The sequence below is a fragment of the Limimaricola cinnabarinus genome (assembly GCF_002723615.1).
Classification (GTDB): domain Bacteria; phylum Pseudomonadota; class Alphaproteobacteria; order Rhodobacterales; family Rhodobacteraceae; genus Limimaricola; species Limimaricola cinnabarinus_B.
Window position 1 is genome coordinate 50,098 of sequence record NZ_KZ304968.1, and the last position, 12,218, is coordinate 62,315.

Consider the following 12,218-nt stretch of genomic DNA (forward strand, 5'->3'; position numbering starts at 1 on the left):
CCCCTCATGGCGGATCATGCTGTCGGCTTTTGCCTTCCAAGACAACATGCTCGGAAGATCCGGGTGGGCGATGCCCCCTGCCATGCAACATGGATAACAGCCCCGCGCCCAACAGGGCGACCGCAGTTGGCTATGAGGCTCTGATCTGACTCTCTTGCTGCCGGGCGCGTGATGGTATCCTGACGCACTGTTATCCACAGGATCTGCTTTTCGCTCTTCCGTTAATATATAGGTTAAAGAAGTTAAGCCGAATCAAGGGCAGGATTTTTCTAAAAAAATCAATCTCTTATGATTACCCTAAGGGACCAGAAACCCGTGGTTTGGGGAGTAGAAACCCGTGACTTGGGGGAGTAAAAACCCGTGTCTTATAGTAGTAGCTTGCGGTAGCGCATACGCAACAGGGGATCGCTGTTCGCACCCCCCTCCTCGATCAATTCGTAGGTGGGGATTTTTTCCGCAGCGATGGCTTTGCGTAACGCCTTGGCAAAATCGGCATAGCGCATCTGCGAGCCTGACCTACGGTGCAGGTCGCGGAATGAAAACGCCCACCCATCCGAGTTGTTGAGTCCGTTTCCAGCGTGCCTTCTGGCGAGCCGATACAAGAACCGGTCAAGTCCCGACGTGAGGTCGAAGTAGAGCGGCGTGATGCTCAATACCTCTTTGCGACTACCGGTTACGGCCCGGTAGATCCATGTCGGAATGGTTATCTGAGCGCCGAGCGGCCTGGCGTGGCCATCGGCATCCTTAATCTCATCGAAGGTGAAATCCGAGACCAGATTGAAGTCTTCGTGTCTGTCTTTCCGATCATGGCGACGGATCGTCGTTCGGATGCGGGTTGCCCGAAGGCGGTTCATCGCAGCCTTGAACCGCTCGTATTCTCGGCCACCTACCCTGCCCATGCTGTCGCACCAGCGAATGCTTTTCATGAGGTCATACGGCCGAAAAGAGATCGTCTGCGCCGGCGTCTCGTCTCGCTCCACTGCAGCGTTGAGCTGCGAAATGGCCCATATCACTAAGTCGAAATCCCATATTGTGGCGATATCGTCGCCCTCGGTCGAGGTGATGACCACCTGCTGACCGCTCGGGCCCTCCCACTCGATACGGCGTTGACCTCTCTTCGCGATCGACACCATGGGCGCGCTCATCATCTCCTTGTCGTCTCGCAAGGGAACGTCGCCGACAAGCGCCACGAAAAGGTCGAGCTGCTCCCTAGCAGTGCTCACCTGTCTGAACCTTGCGTAGATGCGTGTTTGCGTAGATACGCACGCGCAGCTTCATCGAGGATGTTCTGGTGCGTCCGGCCGGTTTCGAAAGACAGACGGCGCAGGGCTTGGTAGGTCTCACCATCGAGCACCAGACTTAGCCTCTTGCTCGGCGACATGGGGGCAGGTGCCGGCTTCGGTTTCGGCGCCGCCTTCGGCTTGGAGCGCGTGCGAGCCCCCTGCCCTTTCTGATCGGAAGCCTTCGCCTCGGTATCTACCAAGCCTGACAGACTGAAGCTCTTTGCCATCACATCACCCCTTTCAGATACTGCCACAGCCGCTGCATCTCGGCGAGCGCATCCGGGTTGTTCGCCTCGATGACGCTCTGCCCGGCCCCGCCCATCTCACCATAGACGATGCGGTTGTTGATATTGACCGGGGCCACGCGGCCATGCTGTGCAAGTTCCCTTGCGGCGGCATCTGTGAGGCGTGCCTGAGGATTCACCATCGTCATGACGAACGCGAACGGCACCCCTGCCCTACTCGCTGCGCCGATTGTTGGGCCGATCGCGTCTAGGTCATCAGTGCTGGCTCGGCTCGGGATTACCACCAAGTCAGAGGCGCCCATCACGTCCTGCATCCATCCGGGCACCTGCGGCGGGGTGTCGATCACCACCAGGTCGAAATGGCTGCTCAGGTGCGGTAGGATCTCCGGTAGATTGCCCGGCTCCGGGTCGTCATCGAGCATGGTGGGGTGATCCGCTTGGCGGCGCGTGAGCCACCTTCTAGTGGTGCCTTGCGGGTCGAGATCGACTAGGAGGACACGCTGCCCCTCCTCGGCTGCGAGGGCTGCCAAGTTGCGGCTCAGAGCGGTCTTGCCGGCTCCACCCTTCTGCATTGCTATCGTCATCGTCTTCATGGGGTCACCTTGCGTAGCTCCAGCTGCGCAGTCAAGCATGCACGTACGCATCTACGCATGTAAGTTTTTGCTTGCGATCGGCAGCTTAGCTCGACTTTGTACATTTTCTCTCACGTCCAAGTCCAGAAGATGGCTTCGTTCGCTATGAACTCGAGCGCGTCGTCGAGGGGCATGGTGACACCGCCCATGTCATCGATATCCTCCCATTTGCGCCGGTGTGACCAGTATTCGAGCCGGACCTCGTCGCCGGTGCCTGTCGGCTTCAGGCGGGCAATCGGCGCCTCCGTCTTTAGCCTAGCACTCTGAACCGATCATGAAGGCGGCACCGTAAAGGACATTCGGACCCTGTCGAGATAGAGATTCAGCCACTTCCCATAACGGAGTTCGGGATCTTTCATCCGGGGAGCGTTCAGAAAAACCGTTTCCTGAGGCGATCTAGGAGAGAGTAGGCGTAGAGATCGAGTTTTCGCACCATGCGGGATCGCTCGCTCCCCTTCGGACCATTCTGTACGGATTGGATCCTTCGACGGATCCGCAGGCTGTCATCGGCGCGCACGCAATACTGGTTGAGATACCAGAACAGGAATTTCTGCCGCCAGACTGGGTCGGGCGGGGCGGGGCGGGTGATGGCCGAGACCAGTTCCTCATGGCTTCGGACCTGCTGCACGGCGAGGCCGAAATCAGAGGCGGCAAAGCTGATCACGGGGCGGTCCTGCAGCAAGGCTTCGAACAACACGCCCGAATTCGCGCCGATCACCATTTCGGCACCGGGGATCAGATCGTAGATCGAGCCGGTCGAAACGGTGACGTCCGGGTTGCGCCCGAACTCGGCCAGGACGCGGGCGACCTTGCGGCTCTTGCAATGCGGATGACGCTTGATGACCGTCTTCAGGCCCCGCCCGGAGGCGGCCGAGACGATACGATCCAACGCCGCGCTGGCGTCGAGCCAGCTGCCCCGAACCACCGAGTCGTTCTGGATCTGCAAGGGCACGAAGACATAGCCCGTGTCGATCCTGACGCCGTCTTTCGGCGGCTGGGAATATTTCGAACGGTTGGCCTGGCGGAGATCGCGGCCCAGATCGGTCAGGAAGCTGCGCGCAGCATCCGGGTCCTGCCGGGAAATCTTATCGTGGAACCTCTCGGGAAAGAGGGCCAGTTCGGAGAAGCAAGCATAACCCATCCGGTCCATCGTGTAGAAGGGCGGGATGTAGGATTCCTTGCAGCGCAGGACGTTCCCGGCCTCGCCATAGGAGTGGAAGCTGATCAGGAACCGGTCGGGCGGCGCGCCGCGCGGGGCGCGTTCGGCGCCGCGCGGCAGCCAGACCGGATCGATCAGGACGTTCATTTCGGCCAGGCTCGCCAGGAGCGTGCTGTAGAAGATCCGATGCTGCGTGCCGTCCTGCGGATTCCGGAACCACGCCTCCGGCACCTCCAGCGCCACGATCCGGCGGTCGCTGGGCATTGGCGGAGACGGGTCCGACATCCTGCGCGGGCTTTCGGTCAGGTCCGCTCTCCCATCGGAAAAAGCAGCCGTCCTACGATCCGCGCCACCGGGTTCCGGAGATTTCGGACGAAGGCGACGGGCTCGCTGCGCAGCCGGACGACAGCGCTTTCGCCGCCGCGCTGATGCACCAGCGGTTTCAGGACCGGGATCCAAAGACGCAGGACCTGCCGGGGCCCCAGCGTGTTGGCGGGCGAATAGGCCAGCCAGCACAGCACCGGGTGTCGGCCGAGCCAATGGGCCTGCGCGAAACCGACCGGATGCTTCTGCAGCTCCCGGGCCAGGTCCGAGCGCCCGCGCCGACGGTAGATCGTGGCCAGAAGCGGGACCGACGACCACAGCCGCCAGCTGAACAGCCCGTAATTGACAATGCGGCGCTCTCTGGAGCGGCGGGCCTTCTTGCGCGCGAGGTAAGCGGTCTCGACGATGTCGAACTCGGCCAGGTGCACCGGGCAATCCGCGGGGGGCTCCGCGCGGGGCGGAAACAGCGTCTCGCCCGACTCCAGGCCGAAATAGTCCTTGGCGATCCGGTCGTTACCGGGCGCGGCCTGCGCCATGATCGTGTCGGCGATCTCCTCGGTGAGGAACCACGGGCCGGGCATCGGCAGGCCCTTGTCCCGGCGCCAGGCATTGAGACCCGACACGACATCCTCGATGAAGTTCAGATAGGCCTTCTTGTGCGGGAAGGAGCGCTTGTTGAACTGCCGGATCAGCTCGACATGGGCCGCCGACAGCCGGGCATCGTTGTGCTTTTGCCTAAGCGGGGCAGGGAGGGCGGCAATCTGCGGCAGGCCGGCGGTTTCGGCGAAATCGTCGGTGATGCTCCACGACCCGCCGCGGACGCGCTGATAGCGCCGGACATGGAGGGCGTCCTTGGACAGCAGGCTCTCCCAGTTGCGGACCAGCCGACCGTAATCCAGGCAGGCCCGGGTCTCGGCTTCCTGCAGCCAGGTCGAGAAACGTGACTTCTTGGCGTTGATGGCGCCGCCCGCCACGAATTCCGCGTATTGCGAATTGGCCCATTCGTCCTGGCGGCGCAGGTAGACCACCATTTCGGTCGGGAAATCCTCGAAATATTCGGGCAGGGCGAGGGATTTCGGATTTAGGAAGAAGGCTTCCGACGACAGAATGATGGTGTGGATGCGCCCCTTCATCAGGGCCAGCCCGTCGAGGATATGCTGCCGCAGCTCGAGGGTGCCCTGTGCGGCCGCTTCCATGAAGCGTGCATGCCCGGCCTGCTTGTGCGGCCGGTCCTCCTGCCAGAACAGGCCGACCTCGGGATACCAGATCCCCGCCCGCAGAAGCTCCGCCCGGTTGTCGTCCAAAAGGTGCTGCAGCAGGGTGCTGCCGGTCTTGGTCGCGCCCAGATGCAGGATCAGCCGCGGGCGTTCGGTCGTCGCCGCAGGCGTCGTGACCGGTGCGCCGACGCGGTCGTTGCGCGCGTAGAAGTTAAGCGCGCGCTGAAAGTCCTGTTCCAGCGGGTCCTTCGGCTCATGCAGCAATTCGGCGTAGAGCCGGTCGGCGGGAACCGGCGACAGGCCGATCGCGGTCTCGATGTAATCGATACGCCGCAACCGCGTCGCGGCCAGAAGCAGCCCGTAGGCATTGGCACGCCGATGTTGCCGCGACAGCTGCGAGGGATCGCGGATCAGGTCCTGCGATCCGATCCCGGCCCGTGACAATGTCTTTTCCAGCCCTTCGAGGAAAACATCGGTGGCCTGCGCGCTCCGGGCGGTCTTCCAGGCAAATCCGAAATATAGGTAGTGCAGGAACTGCGAAACCTGGAACCTCGCGAGCCACCAATGCGGCGAGCCGGGATCGAAGGCGCCGTGATCGTTCAGCTGTTCGACGGTGAGGTCGAAGTTCCGCAGCTGGTCGCGGACATCGGCCATGGTCTGCGTCCGCCGCACGGCCGATTGCGGCCGGATCCGGTAGACCACGCCATTGCTGTCGGAGAGCGAGATCACCGGGTCGGCCAAATAGGCCTGCAGCAGGAAGGCGCGCTCTTCGCGGTAGGTGGTCAGGAAGCGGATATTCCCGCCGTTCAGGAAGTCCCGGCGGTAGAGCCAGTTCCAGAAGTGCCGCGAATGGGCGATCTCGTGATGCTCGGCCAGAGAGGTGCGATGCACCTCTTGCGGAAAAAAGGCTTCGGTGGCGTCGCGACGCATCTGCAGGACCGTGCCGCTGTCGTCCTCGACCTGCTCGTGCAGCTTGCGGTACCGGACCATGTCGGCCTGATCGGTCTCGGCCATCTTCACGACCCGTTCGAGATGCCCGGGATCCGGCATGTAGTCGTCGGGATCTATGAACAGCACGTAGCGGCCGCGGGCCAGGTCGATGCCCTGATTTCGCACGAATCCCGGGCCCGCGTTCTCCGCGCGCTGGATCAGCCGAAAGCGCGGATCGCGCGCGCAGAAGCCTTCGATCACCTTGGCCGACCGGTCGGGGCTGACGTCATCGATCAGGATGACCTCGAAATCCCGCAGGCTCTGGCGCTGGATCGACCCCAGGCATTCGGAGACATATTGCTCCACGCCGTGAACCGGGATGACGATCGACAGCATCGGTGCGTCAGAGACCGCATCCGGCACCGGCTGGACGGGGCGGTTTCCTTCGATGAAATCGAGCACGTCCTCGATCTGTGCCGGCACCTCGCCCTCGGGCAGGTGGTAGATCGTGTACCAGATGTAGAAGGCGTAGAAGAATTCGGCCAGATCGCGGCTGCGGTGGCGATGCGGAATCTCGACCCGGTCGTCGGTCAGACCCCAGCCGGCGTAGCAGGGGGCGCCGAAACAGACGACCTCCTTGCTGGCCAGAAGCGCCTCGAGACCCATGCCGCTGGTGCCGACATAGACCTTGTCGACCAGCTCGAACAGCTCGAACGGATTGACCCCGTCGCGCAGGATCCGCACCCGTCCCTCGGAGCTCAAATGGTCGAAATAGCCACGCCGCTGGCCGCCCTTGACCCAGTTGAGATCGGGGTGGGTCTTGACGATGATTTCGGCATCCGGGTTTTCGGCGATGGCCGCCTGCAGCATCGCCTCGAACTCGGCCGTCGAGGCGCGGCCATAGAAGGTCGAGGCATCCGCGAAGTTCTGGTCCACGACCAGGACCCGCCGCGTGTAATCGGACGAGACTTCCGGCCTGAAGAATGGCTGGGAATTGTATTTCGAGATCTTTGCCTCGACGATGCGTCGCATGGCGCTTTCGGCGCGTACCCGTTCGGCTGCGCTCAGGACGAAATCGCCGTTCAGCTTTTCATCCAGCCGGGTTTCGTAATCCGCCATGTAGTACTGGGCGCGATCATCGAAAATATAGCCGAGGCAGGCCTGCCTCGGATCCCGCGAGGCCAAGGCCTCGGACCAGCTGGTCGTCGAGGCTAGGAAGCCCATCTCGAAGAACAGCACCTCATCCTCGGTGCCGACATGGGGCAGCAGGTTCTTGGTGCTGTCATGCGACTTCGACAGATCGTCCAGAACCGCGCCATACATCAGGACCGGGGCATCCCCCCCGATCTGCGCCTCGTCCACCGCCACGAGGTCGGGAAAGAGCCGCGGCAAATTGGCCGAGAAGGCCGTCTCCAGGTTCTTTCGCTGGAAACCGACCCGGTGCGGCAGGCCGCGGCGGTCCAGCAGGTCCGCGCGGAAGTCGGCGATTTCCCGCTTCTTAGGCCGACCCAGAAGGTCGAGGAACCTGCGATAGAGGTCCGGGGTGCCGGTCTGATTCTCGTGTTTCTTGCTCATCGCCCTGATCGGTTCCCGATTTCGTCGTTGCGCAGCGTTCTGATCGGCCCTTTGGAAACGGGAGGATGCCCGAGCGGGCCGCCCTGACTGCGGGCCGCTATAATTGAAAAGAACGGGCAGCGGTAGATCGCGGCGGTGCTTGGGGAGAGCCAGTCCCGATCCGCCTGCAGCAGAAAGCGGCGGTCCTGACCCGCAGGCGGATCTCGACGGCGCTCAACGGCCCTTGGTGAGGTCGTCGTAACGCCGCAGGTCGGTGATCAGGGATTCCATTTCATCCACGGGGATCATGTTGGGGCCGTCGCTCGGCGCGTTGTCGGGGTCCTGGTGGGTCTCGATGAACAGGGCGGAGACGCCCACGGCGACCGCGGCGCGGGCCAGCACGGGAGCGAATTCGCGCTGTCCGCCGCTCGTGGTGCCGCGACCGCTGGGCTGCTGGATCGAATGGGTGGCATCGAAGACGACAGGATGACCGGTGGCGGCCATGATGGGCAGGCCACGGAAGTCGCTCACGAGGGTGTTGTAACCGAAGCTCGTACCGCGATCGCAGAGCATGATGCGGCTGTTGCCGGTCGAGGCGATCTTCTTGGCCACGTTCGCCATGTCCCAAGGCGCCAGGAACTGACCCTTTTTGACGTTGATCGCGGCGCCCGTCTCGCCTGCGGCCAGCAGCAGGTCGGTCTGGCGGCACAGGAAGGCCGGGATCTGCAGGATATCGACCGCCGCCTCGGCCGCCGGCGCGCAATGCGCGGCCTCGTGCACGTCGGTCAGCACGGGACAGCCGAATTCCTCGCGGATCTTGGCGAGGATCGTCAGCCCCTTTTCCATCCCGAGACCGCGCGCCGTTCCGATCGAGGAGCGGTTGGCCTTGTCGTAGCTGGCCTTGAAGACGAAACGGGTGCCCGAGGGGGCACAGGCCTCGGCGATCCTCTCGGCCATCATCCGTGCATGATCGAGGCTTTCCAGCTGGCAGGGGCCGGTGATCAGCATGAAAGGCGCGTCGCCTCCGACGCGGATGCCGGCGATGTCGATCACATTGGTCGGGGTCATGTCGGTTCCAATACGGCTTCGATCCGCGCCACATCGGCCGGATTGTTGAGTTCCCAGAAGGCGCGCCCGCGCGCATCCACTTCGACGCAGCGTATCTTCACGCCGTTCTCGAGAAAGCGCAGCTGTTCCAGCCCTTCCAGCGTCTCGAGCGCTCCGGCCTCCCAGCCGGCATAGGCGGCGAGGGCGGCGGGGCGGTAGGCGTAGACACCGACATGATGGAAGACAGGGATCGGTCCCCCGCCCGCCAGGACGCTGTCGGGCAGGAAGGGAACGACCTCCTTCGAGAAATACAGCGCGTCGCTGCGCGTGTCGAAGACGACCGTGGTGCCGCCGACACGGCCGTTCCGGCGATCCTCGACGAAATGCCCGTAGGTCAGCGCGTCGCAACGCAGGACCGGGGTCGCGACGGCGGCATCCGGATCGGCCTTCATGGCCGTGACCAAAGCTTCGACGAACCAAGGGGGCGTCAGCGGTGCATCGCCCTGGAGGTTGACCACCAGATCTGCCGCGATGCCCGCTTGCGCCAAGGCGTCGGCGCAGCGAGCGGTGCCGTTTTCACAGCTTTCCGACGTCGTCACCACCTCGGCGCCGAAGCTCTCGGCTTCGGCCCGGATACGGTCGTCATCCGTGGCCACGTAGATGGCGTCGATACCGGTGACGCTGCGCGCCGCCTCCCATGTCATCCGGATCAGGGTCTTCGTTGTGCCATCGGGCTGACGCAGGCGCGCCAGCGGCTTGCCGGGATAGCGCGTCGAGGCATAGCGGGCGGGGATCAGGAGGACGGTTTTCATACCACGCCGGCCCGCAGGCAGTCATGGACATGCAGGACACCGACCGGGGCGCCGTCCCCGTCGACCACGAACAGCGCGCCGATCGCATGCGCGTTGAGCTTGGCCAGCGCTGTCGCGGCCAGGACATCCGGGGTCACGGTCACCGGTGAATCCTTGGCGATCTCGATCGCCCGGCGATCGAGAAGCCCGTCCATGTTGCGTCGCAGGTCGCCATCCGTGATAACCCCGACAAGCTTGCCGCTGCGGACGATGCCGGCGATGCCGAACCCCTTGGAGGTCATGACCAGAAGTGTCTCGCGCATATCGGTCTCGGCATCGACCAGCGGAACGGCATCGCCGGCATGCATCAGCTGCTCGACCTTGGCCATCTGCGCGCCGAGCTTTCCGCCCGGATGGAAGACGCTGAAATCCTGGGGCCGGAAGCCGCGCCGCGACATCAGGCTGACGGCCAGCGCATCACCGAGCGCCAGGGCCAGCGTAGTCGAGGTGGTCGGGGCCATGCCGATCGAGCAGGCCTCGGGGGCCGCAGGCAGCAGTAGGCGGTGATCGGCCATCTTCATCAGACTGCTGTCGTTGCGCGACGAGATCGCGATCAGCGGAATCGAGAAGCGCCGGGTATAGGCGACCAGGTCGCGTAGTTCCGAGGTTTCGCCGGAATTGGAGATCAGCAGGCAGACATCGGCCGAGGTGATCATGCCCAGATCCCCGTGGCTCGCCTCAGCGGCATGAACGAAACAGGCTGGCGTGCCCGTGCTGGCGAGCGTCGCTGCGATCTTGCGGCCGATATGGCCCGATTTTCCGATGCCCGAGACGATGACACGCCCTTGGCAGGCCTGGATGCAGTCGATCGCCGCGGCCAGATCCTCTGGCAGCGCCGCGGCCATGTCGAGCAGTGCCTGACCCTCGATTTCGAGAACCCGCCGGGCGCCGAGGAGAGCATCGCTGGGCGGAGCGATGCGTGAGGAGAGTGTCATGCAAGAAGCCCTAATGAGGTCAAGTCACGCCGGTCTAAGCCCGCGGCCTGCCCATTTCAAGAAAGCTACGGTCAGGATGCATTGATCTCAGTTGCGCTGCGTGATTCACGCCTCCGAAAACGGAGCGATTACATGAGCGATCTCTTCTGGCTGACCGACGCGCAGATGGCACGTCTGGCTCCCTTCTTTCCCAAGTCACACGGGAAGCCCCGGGTTGATGACAAGCGGGTGCTGAGCGGGATTATTTTCATCAATCGCAATGGCTTGCGTTGGCGTGACGCTCCTGCTGCATATGGTCCTCACAAAACACTTTACAGCCGCTGGAAGCGTTGGAGCGAAAAGGGCATCTTCGCGCGGATGATGGCCGGACTGTCGGCGGAACACGGTGAGAAGACGACCGTGATGATCGACGCGACATACCTCAAGGCCCACCGAACGGCGACCAGCATGGCCGCCAAAAAGGGGGGCGTGGTCGCCTGATTGGTCGAACCAAAGGCGGTATGAACACCAAGCTGCACGCCATCTGCGACAGTCAGGGACGACCGATCGACCTGTTCGTCACCGCTGGACAGGTCAGCGATTATATCGGCGCACGGGCGCTGCTCAGTCGCCTACCAAACGTCAAATGGCTACTCGGGGATCGTGGCTATGACGCTGACTGGTTCAGAGAAGCGTTGCAGGACAAGGGGATACGCGCCTGCATCCCAGGCCGGAAGAAACGCAAGACGCCGGTCAAATATGACAAGCGGAGGTACAAGCGGCGCAACCGCATCGAGATCATGTTCGGCAGGCTCAAGGACTGGAGGCGCGTCGCGACCCGCTATGACCGATGCCCCAAGGTGTTCCTCTCAGCCATCGCCCTCGCGGCTCTCGTCATTTACTGGTTATGAATCCTGACCCTAGGTGTTTAGTCCCGGCATCTGGTGGATCGGGTTCAGGGTGAATCTGTCTGGCTCGGATGTCCAGATCTTGCAGATGTATTCGTAGGGTGTGAGGCCACTGAGGGTCTTGAGCCGGCGCGCGAAGTTATAAGCCGCCATGAAGTCCTCCAGATGGATGCGGAGCTGGTTGTGGTCGTCGTAATGGAAGCGCTTGACGGTCGCTTCCTTGATCGTGCGGTTCATTCGTTCTACCTGACCATTCGTCCAAGGGTGCTTCACCTTTGTCAGCCTGTGTTCGATTTCCTGTTCCCGGCACACGCGGTCAAAGATGTGCTCGAAGGCGCTTGTGTCGCTGTTTCGATTGGTGAACTGGATGCCGTTGTCGGTCAGCACTGTGTGCAGCCGGTAGGGAACGGCAGTAATCAGGTCGCGCAAGAACTGAGCAGCGGCCATCTTTCCCGCTTTCTCGACGAGTTGGGTGAAGGCGAACTTGCTCGTCCGGTCAATGCCGACGAACAGGTAAAGCTTGCCTTCAGCGGTCTGAACCTCGGCAATGTCGATGTGGAAGTAACCGATAGGATAGCGCTTGAACTTCTCGCGCTTCGGCTTGTTACCGTCCACGTCAGGCAGCCGAGAAATGCCATGGCGCTGCAGGCACCGGTGCAGCGCGGAACGCGTCAAATGCGGGATCGATGGCTGCAGCGCGTAAAGACAATCATCCAGCGGCAGCAGCGTGTGCCGCCGAAACGCCACAACCATTGCCTCCTCAGCCTCGGACAAAACGGTGGAGCGCGGCTCCTTCGGCCCGGTCTTGAGATCCTCCACCGTCTGGCGCTTGCGCCACTTCGCCACCGTCTTTGGGTTGATCCCAAGTTCGCGGCTCAGCGTTGCGAGCGAAGCTTGCGATCGTTGTATTGCAGCTCTGACAGCGTGCGTTGTCGTGGCGCTCCCGTGACGAACCTGGCCCATAATGCTGCCTTCCATTCCTGAGAAAGGATCGCACCATCAAAACTTGGGATCAAACACCTAGCCGGCGGCGGGCACTGCATTCTTCAAGCGGGACGAAGAAACTGAAAACCCTGCCCCGGCCAAGATGATGCATCAATCGAGGACGGCACATTTACCGGTAATTATGACGATGTCCCCGAGAGACCAAGGGG

The 12,218-nt window shown here is 62.6% G+C and carries 10 protein-coding genes; 1 reads left to right on the forward strand and 9 read right to left on the reverse strand.

What is annotated here, in order from left to right:
* Positions 1–365: 365 nt before the first annotated feature.
* The 8 genes from CJ301_RS14585 to CJ301_RS14615 all read right to left on the reverse strand — a co-directional run bounded on the left by CJ301_RS14585 (position 366) and on the right by CJ301_RS14615 (position 10,087).
* On the reverse strand, positions 366–1,223 hold the full coding sequence (locus CJ301_RS14585) for a replication initiator protein A (RefSeq protein WP_099278109.1): 858 nt from the start codon (positions 1,221–1,223) through the stop codon (positions 366–368).
* The gene (locus CJ301_RS18815; RefSeq protein WP_162620548.1) at positions 1,220–1,510 is read right to left on the reverse strand and encodes a hypothetical protein; all 291 of its coding nucleotides are present in this window, start codon (positions 1,508–1,510) and stop codon (positions 1,220–1,222) included. The genes CJ301_RS14585 and CJ301_RS18815 overlap by 4 nt, the downstream gene beginning before the upstream one ends.
* Complete coding sequence (locus tag CJ301_RS14590; RefSeq protein ID WP_162620549.1) at positions 1,510–2,121, reverse strand: ParA family protein; 612 nt, start codon at positions 2,119–2,121, stop codon at positions 1,510–1,512. Before CJ301_RS14590 ends, CJ301_RS18815 begins: the two co-directional genes overlap by 1 nt.
* Before the next feature lie 409 nt (positions 2,122–2,530).
* The gene (locus CJ301_RS14595; RefSeq protein WP_162620550.1) at positions 2,531–3,562 is read right to left on the reverse strand and encodes a capsular polysaccharide export protein, LipB/KpsS family; all 1,032 of its coding nucleotides are present in this window, start codon (positions 3,560–3,562) and stop codon (positions 2,531–2,533) included.
* A gap of 59 nt (positions 3,563–3,621) precedes the next feature.
* Positions 3,622–7,365, reverse strand: a complete 3,744-nt coding sequence (locus CJ301_RS14600; protein ID WP_099278112.1) for a capsular polysaccharide export protein, LipB/KpsS family — start codon at positions 7,363–7,365, stop codon at positions 3,622–3,624.
* Positions 7,366–7,578: 213 nt separating this feature from the next.
* Positions 7,579–8,412, reverse strand: a complete 834-nt coding sequence (gene kdsA, locus CJ301_RS14605) for a 3-deoxy-8-phosphooctulonate synthase (RefSeq protein WP_099278113.1) — start codon at positions 8,410–8,412, stop codon at positions 7,579–7,581.
* A complete protein-coding gene (locus CJ301_RS14610) occupies positions 8,409–9,203 on the reverse strand; it encodes a 3-deoxy-manno-octulosonate cytidylyltransferase (protein WP_099278114.1) in 795 nt (264 codons plus the stop codon). The genes kdsA and CJ301_RS14610 overlap by 4 nt, the downstream gene beginning before the upstream one ends.
* Positions 9,200–10,087: a KpsF/GutQ family sugar-phosphate isomerase gene (locus tag CJ301_RS14615; protein ID WP_254050169.1), complete on the reverse strand. Its 888-nt coding sequence runs from the start codon at positions 10,085–10,087 to the stop codon at positions 9,200–9,202. The genes CJ301_RS14610 and CJ301_RS14615 overlap by 4 nt, the downstream gene beginning before the upstream one ends.
* 222 nt (positions 10,088–10,309) lie before the next feature.
* Here CJ301_RS14615 and CJ301_RS14620 point away from each other — a divergent pair.
* Positions 10,310–11,067, forward strand: a protein-coding gene (locus CJ301_RS14620) for an IS5-like element ISPso2 family transposase (RefSeq protein WP_099278116.1) whose coding sequence is annotated in 2 segments (ribosomal slippage) — positions 10,310–10,634 and positions 10,634–11,067 — 759 coding nt in all. Because the reading frame shifts where the segments join, the coding sequence is not laid out codon by codon here.
* 9 nt (positions 11,068–11,076) lie between these two features.
* On the opposite strand, the gene CJ301_RS14625 is transcribed toward CJ301_RS14620, so the two are convergent.
* The gene (locus CJ301_RS14625; RefSeq protein ID WP_099278117.1) at positions 11,077–12,027 is read right to left on the reverse strand and encodes an IS481 family transposase; all 951 of its coding nucleotides are present in this window, start codon (positions 12,025–12,027) and stop codon (positions 11,077–11,079) included.
* Positions 12,028–12,218 lie beyond the last annotated feature (191 nt).

Coding starts and splice junctions, on each gene's coding strand:
- CJ301_RS18815 (WP_162620548.1), bottom strand. CDS start 1,510: ATGGCAAAGAGCTTCAGTCTGTCAGGCTTGGTAGATACCGAGGCGAAG.
- CJ301_RS14590 (WP_162620549.1), bottom strand. CDS start 2,121: ATGAAGACGATGACGATAGCAATGCAGAAGGGTGGAGCCGGCAAGACC.
- CJ301_RS14600 (WP_099278112.1), bottom strand. CDS start 7,365: ATGAGCAAGAAACACGAGAATCAGACCGGCACCCCGGACCTCTATCGC.
- kdsA (WP_099278113.1), bottom strand. CDS start 8,412: ATGACCCCGACCAATGTGATCGACATCGCCGGCATCCGCGTCGGAGGC.
- CJ301_RS14610 (WP_099278114.1), bottom strand. CDS start 9,203: ATGAAAACCGTCCTCCTGATCCCCGCCCGCTATGCCTCGACGCGCTAT.
- CJ301_RS14615 (WP_254050169.1), bottom strand. CDS start 10,087: ATGGCCGCGGCGCTGCCAGAGGATCTGGCCGCGGCGATCGACTGCATC.
- CJ301_RS14625 (WP_099278117.1), bottom strand. CDS start 12,027: ATGGGCCAGGTTCGTCACGGGAGCGCCACGACAACGCACGCTGTCAGA.